The 21,378-nt window shown below is 66.8% G+C and carries 18 protein-coding genes and 1 pseudogene; 10 read left to right on the top strand and 9 right to left on the bottom strand.

Annotated features, from left to right (window positions below):
• Positions 1–80: 80 nt before the first annotated feature.
• From C566_RS0112245 to C566_RS0112230, 4 genes are all read left to right on the top strand, one after another.
• Positions 81–1,496, top strand: a complete 1,416-nt coding sequence (locus C566_RS0112245; RefSeq protein ID WP_026266637.1) for an NAD(P)H-quinone dehydrogenase — start codon at positions 81–83, stop codon at positions 1,494–1,496.
• 28 nt (positions 1,497–1,524) lie between these two features.
• On the top strand, positions 1,525–2,223 hold the full coding sequence (locus C566_RS0112240; RefSeq protein ID WP_018774635.1) for a hypothetical protein: 699 nt from the start codon (positions 1,525–1,527) through the stop codon (positions 2,221–2,223).
• Between the two features lie 155 nt (positions 2,224–2,378).
• Entirely contained in the window at positions 2,379–2,852 is a 474-nt protein-coding gene (locus C566_RS0112235) for a DUF805 domain-containing protein (protein ID WP_018774634.1), read from the top strand.
• Between the two features lie 133 nt (positions 2,853–2,985).
• Positions 2,986–3,531 carry a flavodoxin domain-containing protein gene (locus C566_RS0112230; protein ID WP_018774633.1) on the top strand — a complete coding sequence of 182 codons (546 nt, stop codon included), beginning with the start codon at positions 2,986–2,988 and terminating at the stop codon, positions 3,529–3,531.
• Between the two features lie 3 nt (positions 3,532–3,534).
• Here the strand turns inward: C566_RS0112230 and C566_RS0112225 are convergent, their stop codons facing one another.
• The 3 genes from C566_RS0112225 to C566_RS0112215 all read right to left on the bottom strand — a co-directional run bounded on the left by C566_RS0112225 (position 3,535) and on the right by C566_RS0112215 (position 6,122).
• On the bottom strand, positions 3,535–4,242 hold the full coding sequence (locus C566_RS0112225) for a hypothetical protein (protein ID WP_018774632.1): 708 nt from the start codon (positions 4,240–4,242) through the stop codon (positions 3,535–3,537).
• Positions 4,243–4,318: 76 nt separating this feature from the next.
• Positions 4,319–4,957 carry a hypothetical protein gene (locus C566_RS0112220; RefSeq protein ID WP_018774631.1) on the bottom strand — a complete coding sequence of 213 codons (639 nt, stop codon included), beginning with the start codon at positions 4,955–4,957 and terminating at the stop codon, positions 4,319–4,321.
• 187 nt (positions 4,958–5,144) lie between these two features.
• Positions 5,145–6,122: a hypothetical protein gene (locus C566_RS0112215; protein ID WP_018774630.1), complete on the bottom strand. Its 978-nt coding sequence runs from the start codon at positions 6,120–6,122 to the stop codon at positions 5,145–5,147.
• Positions 6,123–7,421: 1,299 nt separating this feature from the next.
• On the opposite strand from C566_RS0112215, the gene C566_RS0112205 reads away from it, so the two are divergent.
• Positions 7,422–8,309 (top strand): HAD family hydrolase, encoded by an 888-nt coding sequence (locus tag C566_RS0112205; protein WP_018774628.1) that lies wholly within the window; start codon positions 7,422–7,424, stop codon positions 8,307–8,309.
• Between the two features lie 42 nt (positions 8,310–8,351).
• On the top strand, positions 8,352–8,996 hold the full coding sequence (locus C566_RS0112200; RefSeq protein WP_018774627.1) for a hypothetical protein: 645 nt from the start codon (positions 8,352–8,354) through the stop codon (positions 8,994–8,996).
• 45 nt (positions 8,997–9,041) lie between these two features.
• On the opposite strand, the gene C566_RS0112195 is transcribed toward C566_RS0112200, so the two are convergent.
• The 3 genes from C566_RS0112195 to C566_RS0112185 are packed head-to-tail and all read right to left on the bottom strand — an operon-like array spanning position 9,042 to position 14,282.
• The gene (locus C566_RS0112195; protein WP_018774626.1) at positions 9,042–10,601 is read right to left on the bottom strand and encodes an FAD-dependent oxidoreductase; all 1,560 of its coding nucleotides are present in this window, start codon (positions 10,599–10,601) and stop codon (positions 9,042–9,044) included.
• A complete protein-coding gene (locus C566_RS0112190; RefSeq protein ID WP_018774625.1) occupies positions 10,598–12,889 on the bottom strand; it encodes a molybdopterin oxidoreductase family protein in 2,292 nt (763 codons plus the stop codon). The genes C566_RS0112195 and C566_RS0112190 overlap by 4 nt, the downstream gene beginning before the upstream one ends.
• 1 nt (position 12,890) lies before the next feature.
• Positions 12,891–14,282 carry an MFS transporter gene (locus C566_RS0112185; RefSeq protein ID WP_442852621.1) on the bottom strand — a complete coding sequence of 464 codons (1,392 nt, stop codon included), beginning with the start codon at positions 14,280–14,282 and terminating at the stop codon, positions 12,891–12,893.
• A gap of 318 nt (positions 14,283–14,600) precedes the next feature.
• Here C566_RS0112185 and C566_RS0112180 point away from each other — a divergent pair, with 318 nt between their 5' ends.
• Positions 14,601–16,013 carry an MFS transporter gene (locus tag C566_RS0112180; RefSeq protein WP_018774623.1) on the top strand — a complete coding sequence of 471 codons (1,413 nt, stop codon included), beginning with the start codon at positions 14,601–14,603 and terminating at the stop codon, positions 16,011–16,013.
• Between the two features lie 110 nt (positions 16,014–16,123).
• Here C566_RS0112180 and C566_RS0112175 read toward each other — a convergent pair whose 3' ends face one another.
• From C566_RS0112175 to C566_RS0112165, 3 genes are all read right to left on the bottom strand, one after another.
• A complete protein-coding gene (locus C566_RS0112175; protein ID WP_018774622.1) occupies positions 16,124–16,855 on the bottom strand; it encodes a glutamine amidotransferase in 732 nt (243 codons plus the stop codon).
• 96 nt (positions 16,856–16,951) lie between these two features.
• Positions 16,952–18,805, bottom strand: coding sequence for an ATP-binding protein (locus tag C566_RS0112170; RefSeq protein WP_018774621.1), 1,854 nt, complete (start codon positions 18,803–18,805; stop codon positions 16,952–16,954).
• A 169-nt stretch (positions 18,806–18,974) separates the two neighbouring features.
• On the bottom strand, positions 18,975–19,661 hold the full coding sequence (locus C566_RS0112165) for a Maf family protein (protein ID WP_018774620.1): 687 nt from the start codon (positions 19,659–19,661) through the stop codon (positions 18,975–18,977).
• A gap of 265 nt (positions 19,662–19,926) precedes the next feature.
• On the opposite strand from C566_RS0112165, the gene C566_RS23345 reads away from it, so the two are divergent.
• From C566_RS23345 to C566_RS21430, 3 genes and pseudogenes are all read left to right on the top strand, one after another.
• Entirely contained in the window at positions 19,927–20,049 is a 123-nt protein-coding gene (locus C566_RS23345) for a hypothetical protein (RefSeq protein ID WP_269210544.1), read from the top strand.
• A 179-nt stretch (positions 20,050–20,228) separates the two neighbouring features.
• Positions 20,229–20,984, top strand: coding sequence for a class I SAM-dependent methyltransferase (locus C566_RS0112155; RefSeq protein WP_018774618.1), 756 nt, complete (start codon positions 20,229–20,231; stop codon positions 20,982–20,984).
• Positions 20,985–21,116: 132 nt separating this feature from the next.
• Positions 21,117–21,378, top strand: a pseudogene (locus tag C566_RS21430) (HNH endonuclease); the annotation flags it as partial.

Below are 21,378 nucleotides of genomic sequence, written 5' to 3'. Positions count from 1 at the left end.
GCTGCCCAGCATGCGCGGCCGGACCCGCGGTGGCCCGGATTCTTGGTGGCTCCGGTTCGGATGGTGGACAATGGTTGATTGTGACTACGCATCCTGACTTCAGCTCACCCCGTATCGCAATTCTCGGCGGAGGACCCGGTGGCTACGAAGCCGCCATGGTCGCCGCCTCGCTGGGGGCGCAAGTCACCATCATCGAGCGTGCGGGGCTGGGCGGATCCGCGGTGCTGACCGACGTCGTTCCGTCCAAAACCCTGATCGCGACGGCAGACCTTATGACCCGCGTCGGCGAGGCCGGCGAGCTCGGCGTTAAATTTGACCTCGACGGCGGCGACTGCACTCCCACGATGCGCGCGGACCTCAAGCACATCAACGACCGCCTGTTGCGGCTGGCGCGGAAGCAGTCGGAGGACATCCAGGTCGGGCTGGAACACCAGAACGTCCGCATCCTGATCGGCTCCGGCAGGCTGCTGGACAACCACACCATCGAGGTCCTCACTTCCGAGGGTACCGAGACGGTGGAAGCCGACACCATCCTGCTGGCGGTCGGAGCCCACCCGCGCGAGCTGCCCACGGCCCGCCCGGACGGTGAGCGCATCCTCAACTGGGCCCAGATCTACAACATGGACGTACTCCCCGAAGAGCTGATCGTGGTGGGTTCCGGCGTCACGGGCGCGGAATTCGCCTCGGCCTACAACGGCCTGGGTTCCAAGGTCACCCTGATTTCCAGCCGCGACCGCGTCCTGCCGGGCTCGGACACCGACGCCGCCGAGGTCCTCGAGGGCGTTTTCGAACGCCGCGGCCTGAAGGTGCTCTCCCGCGCCCGTGCCGAGACCGTCGAGCGCACGGACGACGGCGTCGTGGTCACCCTCGGCGACGGTTCGAAGGTGACCGGCAGCCACTGCCTGGTCTGCGTCGGCTCCATCCCCAACACGGCCGGCATCGGCCTGGAGGAAGCCGGCGTCGCGCTGACCGAGAGCGGCCACATTAAGGTCGACGGCGTCTCGCGCACCACTGCGCCGAACATCTACGCCGCGGGCGACTGCACCGGCGTGCTGGCACTCGCCTCCGTGGCCGCGATGCAGGGCCGGATCGCGATCGCGCACTTCCTGGGCGACAGCGTCATGCCCCTGAAGCTGCACCAGGTCGCATCCAACATCTTCACCTCGCCCGAGATTGCGAACGTGGGCGTCTCCGAGGCCGAGATTGATTCGGGCAAGTACCAGGCCGACGTCATCAAACTGTCCCTGCGCAGCAACGCCCGCGCCAAGATGCGCAACCACCGCGACGGCTTCGTCAAGATCTTCGCCCGCAAGGGATCCGGCACCGTGATCGGCGGGGTGGTGGTAGGCCCGAACGCCTCCGAGCTCATCTTCGCGATCTCCCTCGCCGTCACCCAAAAACTGCACGTCGACGACGTCGCCAGCACCTTCACGGTGTACCCGTCGCTGAGCGGCTCCATCTCCGAAGCGGCCCGGCGGCTCCACGTCCACATGTAGTCCTGCTGCTAAGACGGAGGCCGTAGCCATGCAGAGTCCACGCGCCGTTGTTGACTCCGTGGAACAGCACCCCGGGCTGCCCTCCGGCCCGGAGGAACGTTTTGCCGGCTACGGCGTGATGGGCGTTCCGTTCAGCTCCGGCCACATCCTGGCCCTGCGGCATTTTCCGGCCTCCTCCGTCGGCCCGGGCTACAGCTCGGTCTGGATCCGTGACCCTGCGGGCATCTGGACGATGCACAGCACCACCGACCCCGGGTTCTCGTGCCCCCGCTACTTCGGCAGCGCCCTCGGAGCCGTCTCGACGGGCGGGATCTCCATCCGGTGGCGCGACGGCTACTCCTTCACCGTGGAAGTCGGGGAGGGGGTAGACCTGAGCTGGGACCTGACGCTGGCGGCGACCCCGGTCACCCGGCTCCTGTCGGCGGTGTCCGGTGCCGTTCCGGACCGGTTGTGGCGCAGCCGGACGTTCCTGCGGGCCATGGGGGCTGTCGCCGGCCCGGTGCTGGGGGCGGGGCACATCGGGTTGACGGGCAGGGTGCCCAACGGGCAAAGCTTCGGTGCGCGCCCGCGCCGGATGTGGATTGTCCGCGAAAGCACAGCACACCTGTTGGGCCGAAGCCTGGGACAGGCCGCGGCCCTTCCTGTCCAGGACAGGCTCGGGGACTTCTGGATCCCGCAGCGCGGCATCTTCATGATCGGCTCATCCGTGTTCCAACCGGGAGGTTAGGACGGTGCGTTGAAAGTCCCGAGGCGCGACAGCCAGCTGGGAACGTGCACCTGCACGGATGAACGGGGTGTAAATTCTCGCCGCCCAACAGGCATTCCTGTGTGCCGGCGGCCCTAGGATGAATCTCGTCATTCGCACTCATCCAAGGGGACTACATGAGTTATCCGCAGCAACCGAATGCATTTCCGCCCCAGACCGGAGGGACGCCGCTTTGGGCGCCGCTCTATGGGGCTACCCTCCAGCAGGCCGTCCAGCGATTTTTCAAGAAGTACGCCACCTTCTCCGGCCGGGCCAGCCGCAGCGAGTACTGGTGGTGGGCGCTGGTGTCCCTCATCGTCGGGATAGTCATCAACATCATCACGAGCACCGGCACGACGACTAATGCGTCCGGAGCCGCCGTGACAGGACCCGGTGCCATTATCGGGTTGATCCTTGCTGTCATTTGGGGCCTCGGGACGATCGTTCCGTCCCTGGCCCTGCTGGCCCGGCGTCTGCATGACGTGAACCTGAGCGCCTGGCTGATCCTGTTGGTCCTTGTGCCGTTCCTCGGCGGCCTGGCGCTGCTGGTGATGACTATCCTGCAGTCCAACCCGGCCGGCCAGCGGTTCGACCAGCCATCCGGCTACTAGCGCGCTTCCGATGAGCGAAGAATCCCTGGCCGGGAATCCGGGCAGGGATTCTTCGTTTTCAGCAGTCTGGTGCATCGCCGTGCGGGGGCCTTAGACCCTACGATGCCGACCCGCACGGCTCCCACACTGGAACATGGCCAAAATCTATATCCCCTACGGGACCGTTGAAGGACAAACCGCCCATATCGTGGAGTACATCGCCGAGGTGGTCCGGGCGAACGGGCACCAGGCGGAGACGGCGGACCTCAAGCATTTCCCAAACCCTCTTCCGGGCGGCTACGACGGCGTGATCGTGGCGGCCTCGGTGCACGTGGGCAAGCACGAGGGGTCCGTCGCGGACTTCGTCAAGAAGAACCTCGCTGAGCTCGAACGATTGCCTTCGGCCCTGGTTTCGGTGAGCATGGCCGCCCACGGAGACGAGCACACCGCGGAGGGCTATGTGGAGAAGTTTGAGCAGGACACGGGGTGGCGGCCCGCGCACGTCGGGTTGTTCGCCGGCGCCGTGCTCTATACCCACTACGGGTTCATCAAGAAGCACGTCATGAAGAAGATCGCCAGCGACAAGGGCTCCCTGGACACGGACACGTCCCGTGACTATGTCTACACCGAATGGGACGGCGTCCGGCGCTTCACGGAGGACTTCCTGGCCCAGTTGGCCGAGCCAGGAAGCCAGAAGTAGGGCTCAGGAGTAGGCGTAGGGCGGAACGGCGTCGCCGGGGGCAAAGGGCCGGAACCAGTGCTCGAAAGCCAGGCTCCCGCCGCCGTCGCCGTCAGCGCCGCCGTTGCGGGGGCCGTCGCCGTCGGAGTACAGTGCGTCACTTTCGGCGTCCTCCAGCAGGACTTCCTCGACGGCGGCCCGCCAGTCGTCCGGGAGGTCGAGTTCGTAGATGTCCTCGGTGATTTCCGCCTGATCGAGCAGGCAGCGCACGGCGAGTTCCGCCGCGAGGCAGCCGGGGGCGGTCCAGCCCCTGACCAGGCACGCCGTGACGTCGGCTGCGACCACGATGAACTTCTGGGTGAATTTCGCGTCGTAACCGGCGGCGAACTGCGGCGGCAGCGAGGACAGGACCGAGGTCCCGGCGATGTCGGCCGGCGTGACTGCATCCAGAGCGCTGATCGTGCCGAGATCGCGGAACAGCTGGTCGATGAGGATGCTCGCCGAGTTCCACAGGAGACCGGCCAGCAGGCGGGTCTGGCCCACGGTTTTGCGCCGGTCGTCCGGGGAAACGGCGGCCATCTCGGCCAGGTCCTCGGGATCAAACTGGAGCCGCTGCTCGGCCGTCATGTCGTCCGGGTGCGGGTCGAGCCCGAGCAGTTCCAGGCTCAGCCCGGTTAGTTTCCCGGCGTCAGCCAGCAGCTCTTCGGTGATGTCGTCGTCGTCGGCGCTCATGGCCCGATGCTACCCGCCGTTTGCCCGTGGCCCGATTTGCGTTACGCGGCCGGGTTTGTCGGGCGGCATGGCAGTCTCAGGCGGCCGCCGGGTGAATCGTTCCCGACGTCGAACCGGCACGGGCCATCCGGACGGACAGCAGATAGGCGATCCCGCAGGCCAGGGGAACCAGGCTGGCCGCGATCAGCGATCCGACCGCGCCCGACCTTCCGATGATCGTGATCAACAGCGGCAGTATCCCCAGGGCCACCAGCAGCCAGCCGGCCAGTGCGGTAACTTTCAGGCCGAGAACGGCGGCCGGGAAAGCCAGCGCGAGCACGCTGACGGCGATGACGGGGCCGTTGTCACTGAGGAAGGCGCTCAGGGCAGCGGGGTCGAAGGCGAGCCACACGCACGCGGCAATGAAGGCAGAAGCGAGGGCGAGCAGCAGGGGAGCGGTTGCCGCCGGCCAGAACCAGGCCGAGACCGCGAGGATGAGCATCGGCACCACCCAGGCGAGCGTCATCAGCATTCCGGTTGTTCCGCCTGGGTCCTGCATCGCGAACCCGCCGATGAAGATTCCGCCGATGACGGTGAACGCCGCCATGACGGCCGCTCCGGTGCGCGTCAGCGCGGCCGCCCGCCGCTGCGGATCCTTTTCGCGGGACATGACAACACCCATCACGACGGCGAACACAATGATCGCGCCGAGCGCCAAAATGACCGGGACGTTCATGGGATGCCTCCTGCGGCTGAACGGAACCTACGTTCATTGCATCCCCGCCCCTCGGCCGTGCCAAGGGGAGAAAGGCCCGCTTCGGGGCTAGCGGAATTGCTGAGTGCCCTGACCTCCGGGCTGCCCAATCAGAAGACGCATCGAAGCAAATCTTGCGGAGCCGGGAAGGATGTCAAGCTGGCTGCGACTACTGCCGCGGCAAACGTTGGAAGTTGACCAAGGTTGAGAGCAGCGCCTTCAGTTCTGCTGCGCTGTAGCGCTTGCCCTCCCAAGAGAAGGGTTTCCCTGGCTGCTCCGGGTCATAGTCATCCGCGCCGATTCCGATCTGAATGTCACGAGTCTGGTCGAAATTCGGGACAAAGATACGGTCATCCCTACCAGCTTCGCTCTCAGGACTGACGTCGATCCTGACAATCGACGCTTTGTTCTCGGCGAGAACAGTCGCTTCAATGGAGCCCGAAAAATCACCGATCGCGTCAAAGACAAGTTCAAGCTCGGCGGATTCACCGGCTGCAAGGTCATACACGACCGGAGATCCCTCGGCATTGGCGTCAGGGTTGGCCTCTGTACTGCTACTCCAAGTGGCACTAGAGCGGTTGTCAGTGCGCAGATTTCCATACTGGCTCAGGACTGCGCCTCCGATGGGGAGCACGCAGTCGACCTCAACGAGCGGAGTTGCACTTCTTTTGACTTCACCGCTGGTTTTGAAGTCACGCACCGTGATACCGCCCGACTGTGCGTTGTTCCGCAGACTGATCTTCAGACTTGTCACGAACCGCGTGCCGTGTCGCTTCAGCCATTGATGTTGTTCCTCGCTGCACACCTTCAAATCAGCGGACGCCGGCAGGCCGAGGGATTCCGGTACCGGGACCAAGTCTTGTGGAAAGTCTTCGAAGGGTGCGTCCACTGGTACTGCGTAGGCTCCCTGGTAAGTGGAGCCCTTAGCCTGGATAGTCAGAGTGCTTACGTCACCCGGCCGAGCTGATAGCGACTGCCCCAATTGCATCAGGCCGCCGATAAGACCCACGACCACCGCTAAACCGCCAACGATAAGCCACCCCTTGCGGAGTAGCGGGAGCCACAGCAGCCGGTATGGGTTGGATTTTGGTGTTCCGTTGCGCGTTTCAGATTCACGCAGGGTCGCGGGGACTTTTTCCTGGTCCATAGCGGCTCACTATCCATTGGGCAGACCCTGATTCTGACATTGTGCTCTTGAGCCGGGTGAGTGGCAACGAGAATGCCCTGAATCGATCGCGGCTACCGAAGATCGTTTGGCAGTAATCCACTTTCGGCCAAGGCCACGAGGTGAGCACACGGTTCCACCGACAAGCCCGGGATGTTTGGCACCCTTGAGCACTTACGAGCCCATCAGAAAATTGTTTCGTGGACTGTGCTTCAGCAGTTTCTGCGCTCCCCGGTATGTGGTCATTCCGGTGTGGCTTGGAAGGCCGCCTAGCCTTAGCGGAGCGGAACTGGCCAGAGCCCTCACGGCTGGTCGGGGCTCTCTAGGATGATGGCCAGCCCAGCTTGGAGTTCTGTTCGGGTGGGCCGGTTTTCCTCGAGCGCCGCTGTGTGTAATCGGGGGAGTAAGGCCTCTACCTCCGGGCGTGCCGCGTAGGCATAATGTCGCCATGTGGATCCCCGCTCTATTTCTAATTTTGGTCGTCATCGGGATACTGGTCACTTACTGGCAACTCACCTTGACAGGACTCGTCATTTGGGCGCTTGTGGCCTTGATGAGGCACCGCGCGGCCGACACGCGGCCGAGCTACCCACGGAAGCCCGTCCAGACCCGGCCTGTGGCCAAGCCGCTCCAGACCTGTCCCAGAAACAAGCCTGTGCAGATCCGGCCTGAACCCACGGCCAAGTCCAAGCCTTCCCGTGAGCTGCCCGCGCCCGCATATCTGCCCCGGTGGACTGCGAACCGCCGGTTGGAAGCCGGCCGCGAGCACGCCCAGTGGCAGAAGAACTTCGACAGCGCAGCGCAGTAAGACCCTGCCGTGCCGTGGCCCACACCGGGGCAACGCGGCCGCCCCGTTGCGTCGTCCGGGCCAGGCGCAGCCGCTGCCGAATGCGCTGACTCGCCCGAGAAATTTATCGAGTGCTGCAGAATCCCTGACCCGCACTCCCGCACGATGGCGCGCAAAAGTTGTGAGGAGTAACCTCACAGTACGCACAGCCTGCTGACCTGCACTGCCTAAATGTCTCGCGAGCCATCGACGCTTGATTGGACTCTCATGACGAGTTCTGCCAGCTCTGAAGCGGCCCTTCCGTTCGCCGATAACCTTGCCCGCCACGACACGAAGCGCGGGTTTCCCGGACGCGGGGACAGCGACGGCACGACCCTGAAGAACGGGCGCTCATCCACCAGAAGCGTCACTCCAAGCCGGGCGGGCCGACCATCCTGACCCAGGGCATGTACTGGGGGACCGGGCTGCAGCTTCCATTGGATAGGAGTTTTTGAATGAGTGAGAGCATCCTGGCAAGTTGGAACGAGGGCGCCGCCAAGGCCGAGGTGCTGGACTTCGTAAGCAGGGCGACGTCAGAAGGTCCCGACTTCGTTGCTGTCGCGGACCGGATTGCGACGTTCGATAACGACGGAACGTTGTGGGTCGAGAAGCCGGCGCCGCCGCAGTTCGACTTTCTCCTGCGCGCGTGGTCTGCGGCCGTCAGTGCCGATCCGACGTTGGCGAGCCAGCAGCCGTACAAGGCGATCGTGGAGCACGACGAGGAGTTCTTCGCCGGCCTGGTGACCCAGGACCCCGAGGTTGTGGCCTCATTGGAGGGTGCTGTGGCGCACTCGTGGGCGGGCACGACCCCGGCGGCGTTCGACGCTGAGGTGCGGGACTGGGTCGACACCGGCAAACAACCCAGATTCAGGCTCGGCTACACGGCGTTGGTCTACCGGCCCATGCTCGAGCTCTTCGATTACCTCAAGGGCCACGATTTCCGGGTTTTCGTCTGCTCTGGCGGTGGTCGGGACTTCATGCGGGTGTTCGCCGAGGAGACCTGGGGGATTCCCAGGGAGCACGTCATCGGGTCAGCATCGGACTACGAGTACACCAATGGTGCCATCGTGCGGACCGACCGGATGCTCGGCGGGCTGGCGCTTGGGCCCGGGAAGCCGGCGCATATCTACGCCCAGACCGGGCGGCTGCCGGTGTTCGCCGGTGGGAACGCCGACGTCGACATCGAGATGCTCGCGTCCTCAAAGTTTGCGCTGCTGCTCAACCACGACGACGGCGACCGCGAATACGAGTACACGACGGCCGCGGAGAAGTCGCTGGCGAAAGCTAAGGAACTCGGCTGGACTGTGGTGAGCATGAAGGATGACTGGACCACGATCTTCTGAGTCCGACCTGGCCGCGGCACCCTGAGGGAGGGAGCGACACCCATGACCGAACTGACAGCCATCGACATCCTGATCAACCCGGACGAGGCCGCGCTGGCGCGGGCCCGGGCGCTCAATGCGCGCATGCTGCGCAGCGTCCCGGACGGCTTCGCGCTCGACACTATGCACGCGCCCCACATCACCACCCTGCAGCGGTTCGTGCGCACCGCCGACCTGGACGGGGTGTACGACGCCGTCGAGAAGACTATCGCCGAGACTGACGTGTCAGCCTTGCAGTTGCGCGCCATAGCCATACGCCACGCCGACTGGGGTGTCCCTGGACAAGGTCTCGCTGTGCTGCAGATCCAGCCCAATGCCGCCGTGCTGGACTACCAGGCGCGGCTCCTTGCCGCTGTCTCGCCGTATGTCGAGTCCGGAGGAACGGCGGCAGCATTCGTGATCGATGCAGACGATCCCGACATCAGCCAGACCACAATCGACTGGGTCGAGGGCTTTGTGCCAGCGCAGATCGGTGCAGCGTACGTCCCTCACATCACCGTTGGCTTCGCCACCCTGGCCGACCTGAAAGGGATCGAAGCCGCCGCATTCGATGCGTTCGACGTGCACCCTGCGAGTGTGGCGGTGTACCACCTCGGCAACAACGGGACGGCGCGCCGACTACTCAAGGCGTGGCCGCTCGGTACCTAAATCGGGGCGCCCGTCAGGAAAAAGATTGACGCTGCCCTTCACACCTCAGGCAGCCGCCCCTTGAAAGTGGGCCTCGATGATGCCCCTGATGTCGTCGTGGCAGCCGCCGCAGCCCGTGCCGGCGCGGGTGGAGGCCGATACCTCGGGCACAGTCCCGCAGCCCTCGGAGACGGCAGAAGCAATGGCCGTTCCGCTGACGCCGGCGCACCGGCAGACCGTCCGGGCGGGGTCGGCGGCACCTGCGGAAGCGAGCTGGTCCGGTCCGTCCAGGCGCAGGAGCAGCGACCGGTCGGCGGGCAGTTCGGCACCGCGCTCGAAGAGCTGCACCAACTCGGCCGAGGTGCGCGGCATGCCCACGGCCACCAGCCCTTCCAGAACGCCGGCGCGGGTGGTCATCTTGACGTAGCGGCCGTGCTCGGGATCGGCCCACTGGGCGATCTGCAGCCGGGCCCGGCCGTTCACTGCCCCGGCCGTCAGGGCTTCCTCGTCCCACGGGTCTGCGGACACGTCCCCGGCCACGGCCATGTTCATGCCGCGGGCCTTGAGCACGATCACGCCCGGCAGTTCCGCCGGCAGAGACGGCAAAGCTTCCGCGTCGGCCGTGGCGCCGGACGCCAGCAGGGTCAGGTAGTCGGCGAGCCATTCGGCCTGCCGCCAGCCCGGGCCGACCAGCCCGGACGGGCCGCGCGCCGTCCGGCACTCCACACACTCGGGGTCCGGGCAGCGGACCTCCGCGCAGTCGCCGATCGCGAAAATGTGGGGCTCGTGGTGGGCACGGAGCTTGTGGTCCACCAGGATCCCGGCACCGGTGGACAGCCCGCAGCCCTCCGCCAGTTCGGTCCGCGGCCGGACACCGCAGGAGAGGACCAGGAGGTCGCCGTCGATCGCGGAACCGTCGTCCAGCAGCAAAGCCGAGAAGCCGCCGTCGGGCGCGTTGTGTTCGACGCCGACCGAGCGGGCGTTGCCGGCCACCCGCACGCCGCAGTTCCGCAGGGAGGCCGCGAGCACGGCGCCGCCGCCGCGGTCGATGTTCCGGCCCAGGGGATGCGGGCCGTTGTGCACCACAGTCACCGTGGCGCCTTCCTCGGCCGCGGCCAGGGCCGTCTCCAGGCCCAGCACGCCGCCGCCCAGGACCACTACTCGCTTGCCTCCCGCCACTGCCGAGTGGAGCACGGACGCGTCGCGGAGATCGCGCAGGGCGGTCACGCCCGGCGGCAACACCGGAGCGGCCGGGTCCGGGTTGAGCCCGGTCAGGTTGGGGATGACCGGCCGTGAACCGGTGGCGAAAACGAGCCGCTCGTAGCCGGGCGAGGTGCCGTCGCTCAACAAAACCCGCTGCCGGGCGCGGTCCACACGGCGGACACGGACGCCCAGCCGGACATCGACGCCGTCGGCCACCAGTGCCGCCGCATCCGCGAGGGCCAGCGCGGCCGGTGTCGTCCGGCCGACGCCAAGATCCGCCACCAGCACGCGGTTGTATGCCGCCTCGGACTCTTCACCGATCACCGTCAGGTGTGCGATGCCGCTGCGCACGGCCGGCAGCAGCTCGTCAATCAGCCTCGCCGCGACGGGCCCGAAGCCCACCACCACAATCCGCTCAGTCATGAGGTCTCCTCTGCTTGAAGAACACGGGCTTGAACACCGCTGTGATTGCCGGCCAAGGGATCCAGGGAAACTGCCGGCCGAATCCACACCTTGCTGGTCTTGAACTCCGGCATCCCGGAAATGGGGTCCGTGGCCGCCTCGGTGAGCCGGTTGGCGCTCCCGAGCTCCGGGAAATGGAACGGCAGGAACACCGTCTCCGGGCGGATATCCGTGCTCAGCTCGGCACGGCAGCTGACCACTCCGCGTTCGTTGGAAATCGAGACGTAATCGCCGTCGGCGATCCCCTGGGCGGCGGCCGCGGCGGGGTGGAGCTGCAGCCGCGCCTCCGGCTGGGCCTCGGCCAGGGCGGCCACCCGGCGGGTCTGCGCCCCGGACTGGTAGTGCTCCATCAGGCGGCCGGTGATGAGGGTCATCGGCGTGCCGAGACGATCGGCGGAGGCGCGGTCGGCCCGCTGGTCCGCCCGGCGTTCCGCCGCGGACGTGGAGCCCGAAGAGGAAGAACGACGCCGGGGCGTCACCGGTGTGAACACGGCCCGGCCGTTCGCGTGGGCGAAGGCGTCCAGGAAGAGCCGCGGCGTGCCCGTGCTTCCGGCGGGGTAGGGCCAGTAGGCGGCCTCGCCGCGGTCCAGCATGGCGTAGTCGATCCCGGAGTAGTCGGCCAGGCCGCCGGAGGACGCGAGCCGGAGCTCCTCGAACACCGTTTCCGGATCCGCGCTGAAGGTGGAGGGCGCGTGCAGCATTTCGGCCAGCCGGGTCATGATCCACAGCTCACTGCGGACACCGGGCGGGGGAGTGAGGGCCCGGCGGCGGCGGAGCACGCGGCCTTCGAGGTTGGTCAGGGTTCCTTCTTCCTCGGCCCACTGGGTCACCGGCAGGACCAGGTCCGCCTCGGCGGCGGTCTCGGAGAGGAAGAAGTCGCACACCACCAGGAAGTCCAGGCTGCGCAGGCCCGCGATCACGGCGTTCGCATCCGGGGCGGACACCGCCACGTTGGCGCCGTGCACGAAGAGGCACCGGACGCCGTCGGGCTGTCCCAGGGACTTCAGGAGTTCGACGGCGGGGAGGCCGGGGCCGGGAATCAGGGGTTCGGGTACGCCCCAGACCCTGGCCATGTGGGCGCGTGCGGCGGGGTCGGTGATCTTCCGGTAGCCGGGGAGCTGGTCCGCCTTCTGGCCGTGTTCGCGGCCGCCCTGGCCGTTGCCTTGGCCGGTGAGCGTGCCGTAGCCGCTGCGCGCGGAGCCCGGCAGGCCCAGCAGCAGGGCGAGATTGATGGCGGCCGTGGCCGTGTCCGTGCCGTCCACGTGCTGTTCGACGCCGCGGCCGGTCAGGATGTAGCTGCCGCCCTTGCGGGCGCCGTCGGCCAGCCGCCGGGCGGTTTCCCGGATCAGCCCGGCGGGCACGCCGGTGATCGACTGGACCCGTTCGGGCCAGAAGCTGGCGACGCTGCGGAGCGCGGCGTCGTAGCCGGTGGTCCGGTCCGCGATGTATCCGGCGTCGGCGAGGCCCTCGTGGATCACCGCGTGGGAGATGCCCAGGAGCAGGGCGAGGTCGGTGCCGGGCAACGGCTGCAGGTGCAGCCCGCCGCCGTCGGACGTAAACGAGGCGGTGGCGGAGCGTCGGGGGTCGACGACGATCAGCCCGCCGGCGTCGCGGGCCCCCTGGAGGTGCTGGACGAAGGGCGGCATGGTCTCGGCAACGTTGGAGCCGAGCATCAGGATGGTGCTGGCGGTGTCGAGGTCCGCGAGCGGGAACGGGAGCCCGCGGTCCAGGCCGAAGGCGCGCATGCCGGCCGCGGCGGCCGAGGACATGCAGAACCGCCCGTTGTAGTCGATCCGTGAGGTGCCCAAAGCCAGCCTGGCGAACTTGCCCAGCTGGTAGGCCTTCTCATTGGTGAGGCCGCCGCCGCCAAACACGCCGACGGCGTCAGCCCCGTGCTCGAGGCGGGCCCGCTTTACGGCGGAGACGATCCGCGTGAGGGCCTCGTCCCAGCTGACCGGGTGGTGGACGCCGTCGGCGCCCTTCAGCAGGGGCTCCGTGACACGGCCCGGGTGGTCCAGCAGCGAGGCGGAGGTCCAGCCCTTGCGGCACAGGCCGCCGCGGTTGGTGGGGAAGTCGCGTCCGGCGACTGTCAGGAGCGGCGCGGACGTGGGGGCGGTGTCGGGCGCCGGCGTGGCCGGTACGGGGTCTGACCCCGGCTGGACAGCCGGGGTCAGAGCCGCTGGAGATGTGAGCGTCATGGCGCACTGCAGGGCGCAGTAAGGGCAGTGCGTGTCGGCGCTTTTGGTCATGTTAGACGTGTCCCATCGCGTTTCGGTTGGCGTTGCGGATGTAGCAGAACCAGCAGACCGCCAGCATCAGGACGTAGGCCCCCACGAATCCGTAGAACGCCGAGGTGTAGGAGCCGCTGGCCGTGTTGGAGGCGTTGAGGACCTGGGGGATGATGAATCCGCCGTAGGCGCCGATGGCGGAGATCAGGCCGAGGGCCGAGGACGCGAGCCGCTGGGTGGTGTACGTGCTGGCCCCGGAGCGGGCGGCCCGGCTGGAGGTGGCGAAGATGATCGGGATCATGCGGTAGGTGGCGCCGTTTCCGAAGCCGCTGGCGGTGAAGAGGAGCAGGAACAGGAAGAGGAAGAGCCAGAAGTTCTTCAGCGGCAGGGTCCAGAGCATGGTGAGGGTGATGACGGCCATGGCGGCGAAGGCTGCGACGGTCATGCGGGCGCCGCCCATCCGGTCTGCCATGCGCCCGCCGTAGGGGCGGGCCAGGGATCCGACCAGCGGGCCGAGGAAGGCCAGGGACAGGGCCACGGCGCCGACGGAGATCGAGGAGAATGCCGGGAAGTAGTCCTTGATGAGCTTTGGGAAGACGCCGGCGAAGCCGATGAAGGAGCCGAAGGTGCCGATGTACAGCAGCGCCATGATCCACAGGTGCGGCTCTTTGATCGCGGCCAGCGAACCTGCGACGTCGCCCTTGGCGCTGGTGAGGTTGTCCATGTACTTCCAGGCACCGAAGGCCGCCAGCAGGATCAGCGGAACCCACATGAACCCTGCGACGGGCAGGTTCACACTGCCGGCTGCCAGCAGCGTGATGGCGATCGGGACGGCCAGCTGCGCGACGGCGGCACCGAGGTTTCCGCCGGCGGCGTTCAGGCCCAGGGCCCAGCCCTTTTCCCGTGCGGGGTAGAAGAAGGTGATGTTCGCCATGGAGCTGGCGAAGTTGCCGCCGCCGAATCCGGCCAGCGCGGCCACGAACAACATGACGCCGAAGGGGGTGGCCGGGTTGGCGACGCACAGGCCCAGACCGATCGTCGGGATCAGCAGCAACAGGGCGGAGACGATGGTCCAGTTGCGGCCGCCGAAGCGGGGAACCATGAACGTGTAGGGGATCCGGAGCGTGGCGCCGACGAGGCTTGGCATGGAGATCAGCCAGAAGATCTCGTTGGTGGAGAACTTGAAACCGGCGGAGGGAAGCTGGACCACCACGATCGACCACAGCTGCCAGACCACGAAGCCCAGGAACTCGGCGAAGATGGACCAGTTCAGGTTGCGCCGGGCGATCGAGCGGCCGGCCGACTCCCACTGCTCCTTGTTTTCCGCGTCCCAGTTGGCGATCCAGCGGCCGGGCCGGTGGTCGAGGGTAAGGGTGCCGCCGGTACTGGCGGCGCCGACCTCTGCGGTGCCGATTTCGGCGGTGCGTTCAGCAGTCACTTGGGAGACCTCCTTGGGGGGTGATGTCCTTCAAAGGTAGGGACGCCGCGTTTCCGGGACGGACGCGGTTTATTAACGCGCTGTGACTTTTGCCTATCGGGGCTTTTATGACGGTGTGAGAATAGGTGTGACGACCACCACGTGAGACGGCGACACGAAGTCCAAATAACGGACTATTTGTCCACTGACTGGACGGTGGGACCTATTATCAGACGTATACGAATCCCTAGCCGGCGGCCCCGGGCATCGGGCTCTAGGGGAATATCCGACCGGTCTTCATGAAAGCGTTACTACATGTCATCCACTGCAACCTCCGCGGAGCATGGGCCCACCAAGCAGGTGAATTCGCGCGGCCGCGTGATTGTCGCCAGCCTGATCGGTACCACCGTCGAGTTCTACGACTTCTACGTTTACGCCACCGCGGCTGTGCTCGTTTTCCCGAAGCTCTTCTTCCCCGGGCAGAACGAGACCACCCAGCTGCTGGCATCCTTCGCCGTGTTCGGCGTGGCGTTCATCGCCCGCCCGCTCGGCTCGGTGGTCTTCGGCCACTTCGGTGACAAGTTCGGACGCAAGGGCACGCTTGTGGCCTCGCTGCTGACGATGGGTATTGCCACCTTCCTGATCGGCTGCCTTCCGACGGCGACCGTCCCGGGCTGGGAATTCTGGGCCCCGGCCCTGCTGGTCGTGATGCGCTTCGCCCAGGGCCTGGCGCTCGGCGGCGAATGGAGCGGCGCTGCCCTGCTCGCCACCGAGAACGCCCCGTCGAACAAGCGCGCCATCTACGGCACGTTCCCGCAGCTGGGTGCCCCGATCGGCTTCATCATCGCCAACGTGATCTTCCTGGTCTTCAGCTACGCCCTGACGCCGGACGCCTTCATGGCCTGGGGCTGGCGTGTACCGTTCCTGCTCAGCGCCGTCATGGTGATCATCGGCCTCTACGTCCGGCTCAAGCTGATCGAAACCCCGGCCTTCACCAAGGTCATCGAATCCAATGAGGTCGCCAAGCTGCCGCTCGCCCGGGTCTTCAAGTCCAGCTGGCGCAAGCTGATCCTGGGCACGTTCATCATGCTCGCCACCTACGTGCTCTTCTACCTGATGACCACGTTCACGCTGACCTACGGCACCCGGGCCTCCAGCCTGGACGCCGCGAAGGCCGCAGCAGAGAAGGCCGGCAAGCCGATGACCGAGGCCGCCGCCGCAGCATTCGTCCCGGGCCTGGGCTACACCCGCAACGACTTCCTCTGGATGCTGATCGCAGGCGTCGTATTCTTCGGTATCTTCACGCTGGTCTCCGGCCCGCTGGCCGAGAAATACGGCCGCCGCAAGATGCTGATCGTTGTAACTTTCGGCATCATCGCCTTCGGCCTGCTCTTCGTTCCGCTGTTCAGCGCCGGGTTCGTGGGCACCATGGCCCTGCTGATCATCGGCTTCTCCCTGATGGGCCTGACCTTCGGGCCCATGGGTGCGCTCCTGCCGGAGCTGTTCCCGACAAACGTCCGGTACACCGGCTCGGCCATCAGCTACAACTTCTCCAGCATCCTGGGTGCGGCCGTCGCCCCGTTCATCGCCGTCTGGCTCTGGGAAATGGGGAAGGGCAGCCCCGGGCTGGTCGGTGTCTACCTCGCCGCCATGGCGGTGCTGACGCTGATCGCCCTGTTCGTGAGCAAGGAAACCCGGGACCTCGACTACACCAACAACGTGGCCTAACGTCCGTTCCCTATTCCTGACGGGAGAAGCCCGGTGTGTTCAGTGAACACGCCGGGCTTCTTCGTTCGCGGGCGGGGGCCGCGCGGGCGGGGGCCGCGGGGGCGGGGGGCTCAGCGCGCGTAGCGCTGCACGAAGTTCCGCAGGATTTTCATCGGTTCCGTCGCGGTGAACTGCCGGGCGTCGGCCATGAGCATTTCGGCCGATTCCGGCGGGAAGTAGCCGGCATGGCGGTAGATGTCGATCCTGGTGACGAGCCCTTCTGCATCGAGCTCGGGGTGGAACTGGGTGGCGTACAAGTTGGTCTTGATCCGGAACATGTGCACCGGGCAGGCGGCCGAGCTCGCCAGCAGCACCGCATGGGAGGGCAGCACGGTGCAGGCTTCCTTGTGGCCGGTGAACGCCGTGAAGCTCTCCGGCAGCCCGCGCAGGAGGGGATCCTGCAGCCCCTCCGCCGTCAGTTTGATGGTGACGCCGCCGAGCCCTTCACCGTAGGTCCGGTCGATCACGGCGCCCTGGTGCAGTCCAAGGGTGCCGACGCCGTAGCAGGCGCCGAGGAACGGGAAGTCCTCGGCCACGATCCTGTCCAGCAGGCCGGCGAGTTCGCGCTCCACCCGGTGCTGGGTGGCGCTCTTGTGCTCGGCAGGGTCGCTGGAAGTGAACGGACTGCCGCCCACAATGACGCCCGAATAGTCGGACAGTTCCAGCTCGGGCAGCGGGGCGGCTTCCATCCGGATCCTGTGCAGCTGCTCCGGCTGGAGTCCGCAGTAGCGAAGGTAGGCGCGGTATTCGTCCTCGGCGGCGGTGTCTTCCGCGCGCGAGGCGAGGAGCAGGAATGGCTTCACACCCTAAGTCTCTACTGGCCGGTCACGGAGGCGCCAGAGGCGCGCCCGCGACCGGCAGTGGCGTTTACCGTCCGCCGTCGCCGTACTGTGAGCCGCTTACTCCGCGGCGCCGTCCTCGATCATGGCGATGATGGCGCCGGCGGACACGGTCTCGCCGGCCGCCGCGGCGAGGCCGATGACGATCCCGGCACGGTGGGCGGTGAGTGGCTGTTCCATCTTCATGGCCTCGAGCACGACGACGAGATCGCCCTCGGCGACCGTGTCACCTTCGGAGACGGCCACCTTCACGATGGTCCCCTGCATGGGGGAGGTCAGGGCGTTGCCGCTTGCGGCCGCGGGTGCGCCGCCACCGCGGGTGCGCTTCTTGGCCTTGGCCGGCTTGGCGCCTGCGGCGTTGCTGATCGAGCCCAGCGATGCCGGCAGCACGACCTCCAGGCGCTTGCCGCCGACCTCGACGACGACGCGCTGGCGGTCACCGGCGTCGGTCGCTTCAGCCTCGGTGCCGGTCGGGGTCCAGGCCGGAATGTCGTTGACGAAGGCCGTCTCGATCCAGCGGGTGTGGACCTTGAAGGGGCCCTCGGCCGGTGCGAAATCGGGATTGGAAACCACCGCCAGGTCGAAGGGGATGACGGTGGGGATGCCTTCGACCACCATTTCCTCCAGCGCCCGCCGGGAGCGCTGCAGGGCCTGGGCGCGGGTGGCTCCGGTGACGATCAGCTTGGAGAGCATGGAGTCGAAGTTGCCGCTGATGACATCGCCCTGCTCCACGCCCGAATCGACGCGGATACCGGGACCGGTGGGGTTCAACAGTCGCGTGATGGTGCCGGGGGCGGGCATGAAGTTCCGGCCCGGGTCCTCGCCGGTGATACGGAATTCGATCGAGTGGCCGCGGATTTCCGGGTCGCCGTAGCCGAGCTCCTCGCCGCGGGCCAGCCGGAACTGTTCGCGGACGAGGTCGATCCCGGTGACTTCCTCGGAGACGCAGTGCTCCACCTGAAGCCGGGTGTTGACCTCGAGGAAGGAGATCGTGCCGTCCTGGCCGACGAGGAATTCGCAGGTGCCTGCGCCGAGGTAGCCGGCCTCCTTGAGGATGGCCTTGGAAGATTCGTAGAGCCGGCGGTTCTGTTCCTCGGTGAGGAACGGGGCCGGGGCTTCCTCGACGAGTTTCTGGTTCCGGCGCTGGAGCGAGCAGTCGCGGGTGGAGACCACCACGACGTTGCCGTAGGCATCGGCCAGGCACTGGGTCTCGACGTGGCGCGGGGCGTCCAGGAAGCGCTCGATGAAGCACTCGCCGCGGCCGAAGGCGGCGGTGGCCTCGCGCACGGCGGATTCGAAGAGTTCGGGGATCTCTTCGCGGGTGCGGGCCACCTTGATGCCGCGTCCGCCGCCGCCGAAGGCCGCCTTGATGGCGACGGGCAGGCCGAACTTGTCCACGAAGTCGAGGATTTCCTCGGCGGATTCGACCGGGTCGGCGGTGCCGGGGACCTGTGGGGCGCCGACCTTCTCGGCGATGTGGCGGGCCTGGACCTTGTCGCCCAGGGCAGAGATCGCTTCGGGGGAGGGGCCGATCCACGTAATGCCGGCATCGATCACCTTGGCGGCGAACTCGGCGTTCTCGGCCAGGAACCCGTACCCGGGGTGGATGGCGTCCGCGCCGGACTGGCGGGCGACGTCGATGATCTTGTCCATCACCAGGTAGGACTCCGCGGCGGTGTTGCCACCGAGCGCGTAGGCCTCGTCCGCGAGCCGGGCGTGCAGCGCGTCGCGGTCGGGGTCCGCGTAGACAGCCACCGAGGCGATGCCTTCATCGCGGGCGGCGCGGATGATGCGCACCGCAATTTCTCCGCGGTTGGCGATCAGCACCTTGGTCAGCCGGCGGATGCCCGCGGCTGTAGATGACTGCGTTGATCCCGGCACGGTGGGTGCGGACTGCTCCGAATTTGCTGACAAGGCGTCTCCTTCTTTCCTTCAGGGAGCCTAGCGCGGTTTTGAGGGTTCCGCCGATATTACTTGCGGATTCCGCGCGTATACGGCCCTTCCTTTGTAGGGTTGCCACAAAGGGCAGCGAATTGGCTCACTCCGCGCCCGCTCAGTCTTTCCTCCGGCACCCATTCCGTCGTTACTCGGCGCGGACGTCCGCCGGGTCCACGGCCCCGCCGGTCCAGAGCTCGGTGATCCCCACGTTCGCCTGGCCGAGCAGGGCACGCAGGGTGGAGATGGAGAGCCCGACGACGGTGTGGGGATCGCCGTCGACCTTGCGGATGAACGCCCCGCCGTAGCCGTCGATCGTGAAGGAGCCGGCGCATTGGAGCGGCTCGCCGGTGGCAATGTAGGTTTCGATTTCCTCGGTGCTCATTTCCATGAAGTGCACCTCGGCCGAGGACACCGAGCCCAGGGTGGCGCCGGTGCCGCGCGCGTCGCCGTCGCCGTCTTCTGTGTCGGTGTCAGTGTCGCGGCAGTCGACCAGCCAGTGGCCGGTGTGCAGGACGCCCATGCTGCCGCTCATGCGCAGCATGCGCTCCCGGGCGATGTCGGCTGTGTAGGGCTTGCCGTGGGCTTCGCCGTCGAACTCGAAGACCGAGTCGCAGCCGATCACGATTGCACCGTCCGCCTCGGGCAGGGACGCGACGGCCTCGGCTTTGGCCCGGGCAAGCAGCAGGGCCGTGTCATGCGGATCCGTCACGCCGTAGCGGGCCTGCACGGCGTCCTCATCCACGTCCGAGACGAGGACCTCGTGGGCGATGCCGGCGTTGTGGAGCAGCTTGGTGCGGGCGGGGGACTGGGAGGCAAGAATGAGGCGGGTCACGGCTCCAGCCTAATTGACGCGGGCGTGGAGGCCGGAGGCCCGGACAGGCGCCTGGCCTGGGCGGAGGACCCTGTTTGCGGATAGGTGACGGTGGTGGAGTTGAACCGGCAGCGTAAAGAGAATCGAGTAGCCTATGTCCGCCTTCCGGTGGATACGGCCAACGACTTCGTGATCACTCCGCTGTCCACCCTGCCATCTCCACCAGAAGCCCTGGCACAGTGGACGGCCGCCACGGATCAGCAACGCTCAAGCTGGGCGGCTGCCTGTGACGATGCTCGTGCTGACCGCGTTGCTGACCCTGCTGCCGTTCATCCCTGGTCTGAGATCGCTGCCGCGGATGATCCCCCTTCATCGCCTGGTCTGGAAGGACTACTACCGCAACCGCTGAGTCGCCCGCATCAGGTGACCGCCGCGGATTCCGGCAGAGCCACCCGGTGTCGACCGGCCTCGGTTGACCACGTTCGCGGCAAAGCCAACATGCCCGGCGGGGCCGGATAGCGGGCCCTGGCTCGACCAGAAGGCGTCGGATGGTAGCTGATCTGCGCAGCGGGGTGCGATAGTGGCGGGATGATCAACCAGCAACAGCTCTGGGACGAGGACGCGGCGAAGCAGTACGACACGCCCGGAGAGGGAATGTTCTCGCCCGAGGTACTGGGCCCCACTGTGGAGGTGCTGTCAAGGCTGGCGGGTAACGGTCCGGCCGTTGAGTTTGCCATCGGCACGGGGCGAGTCGCCATCCCCCTCTGGGAAGCGGGGGTCCAAGTCAGCGGCATCGAACTGTCTCACGCCATGATCTCCCGCCTGCGTGAGAAGGTCGGCGAGGACCACATCCCCGTCGTTCAGGGCGACATGACCGAGGCCGCGGCGGGCGAAAATTTCTCGCTTGCGTACCTGGTGTTCAACACCATCGCCAACCTCTTGACGCAGGACGAACAGGTCCGGTGTTTCCAGAACGCTGCCCGTCATCTGGCAAGTGGCGGGCGCTTCGCTATTGAGCTCTGGGTTCCGCAACTGCGCTCGCTGTCACCCGGACACCGCGGCACAGTCGAAGTCAGTGAGCCCGGGTATCTTCTGGTCGACACGTATGACGTGCTCCGCCAGCACGTGATCTCGCACCATGTGCGATTCGGCCCAGAACTGTCGGATGGGCGGGATGCGCGGATCGGACGGACACCCCACCGATACGTCTGGCCGAGCGAGCTCGATCTCATGGCCCGGATGGCCGGGTTTGAGCTGGAGTACAGGTGGGCAGACTGGGACCACAGCGAATTCACCGCGGAATCTCGCAGTCACGTGTCGGTGTACCGGCTGGCCGCACCCTGAGGGTCGAGCTCCCCAAACCCGGCGACGACAAATCGACTGCACAAACGCGGCATCAACCGCGGCCAATCGTGCTTTCCGGGGTCCCTTCCAGCTGTCGCATAGATTGTCGGAGGTCTCTGGGAGACTGGGTTCATGGACGGCAATCAGGGGCCCGAAGTGGTTCCGGCGGGAGACGGCGACGGCGGCTTCGGCCGCGCCGGGAGCCGCGCGGGCGCCGTTCCGGTCAGTGCTCCGGTGGCCGTCGAGGACCTAGTCCGCATGATGTCGGAGATCCTTCCGGGCACGGACAGTGCCGGGATGATCGACCAGCTTCGCGAGCTTGAGGACATGAAGTCGGCCGCGGCCGCCCTGCAGGCCCGGATAGCGTTCGACTTTGATGCACGGCAGCGCCGCG

This window comes from Arthrobacter sp. 131MFCol6.1 (assembly GCF_000374925.1).
Classification (GTDB): Bacteria; Actinomycetota; Actinomycetes; order Actinomycetales; family Micrococcaceae; genus Arthrobacter.
This window is presented reverse-complemented; position numbering and strand designations above follow the sequence as displayed.

Excerpts from the sequence above, each read along its gene's own strand:
- C566_RS0112200 (WP_018774627.1), top strand. The coding sequence starts at position 8,352 with ATGACCGAACTGACAGCCATCGACATCCTGATCAACCCGGACGAGGCC.
- C566_RS0112190 (WP_018774625.1), bottom strand. The coding sequence starts at position 12,889 with ATGACCAAAAGCGCCGACACGCACTGCCCTTACTGCGCCCTGCAGTGC.
- C566_RS0112195 (WP_018774626.1), bottom strand. The coding sequence starts at position 10,601 with ATGACTGAGCGGATTGTGGTGGTGGGCTTCGGGCCCGTCGCGGCGAGG.
- C566_RS0112220 (WP_018774631.1), bottom strand. The coding sequence starts at position 4,957 with ATGAACGTCCCGGTCATTTTGGCGCTCGGCGCGATCATTGTGTTCGCC.
- C566_RS0112230 (WP_018774633.1), top strand. The coding sequence starts at position 2,986 with ATGGCCAAAATCTATATCCCCTACGGGACCGTTGAAGGACAAACCGCC.
- C566_RS0112240 (WP_018774635.1), top strand. The coding sequence starts at position 1,525 with ATGCAGAGTCCACGCGCCGTTGTTGACTCCGTGGAACAGCACCCCGGG.
- C566_RS0112235 (WP_018774634.1), top strand. The coding sequence starts at position 2,379 with ATGAGTTATCCGCAGCAACCGAATGCATTTCCGCCCCAGACCGGAGGG.
- C566_RS0112215 (WP_018774630.1), bottom strand. The coding sequence starts at position 6,122 with ATGGACCAGGAAAAAGTCCCCGCGACCCTGCGTGAATCTGAAACGCGC.
- C566_RS0112225 (WP_018774632.1), bottom strand. The coding sequence starts at position 4,242 with ATGAGCGCCGACGACGACGACATCACCGAAGAGCTGCTGGCTGACGCC.
- C566_RS0112180 (WP_018774623.1), top strand. The coding sequence starts at position 14,601 with ATGTCATCCACTGCAACCTCCGCGGAGCATGGGCCCACCAAGCAGGTG.
- C566_RS0112205 (WP_018774628.1), top strand. The coding sequence starts at position 7,422 with ATGAGTGAGAGCATCCTGGCAAGTTGGAACGAGGGCGCCGCCAAGGCC.
- C566_RS0112155 (WP_018774618.1), top strand. The coding sequence starts at position 20,229 with ATGATCAACCAGCAACAGCTCTGGGACGAGGACGCGGCGAAGCAGTAC.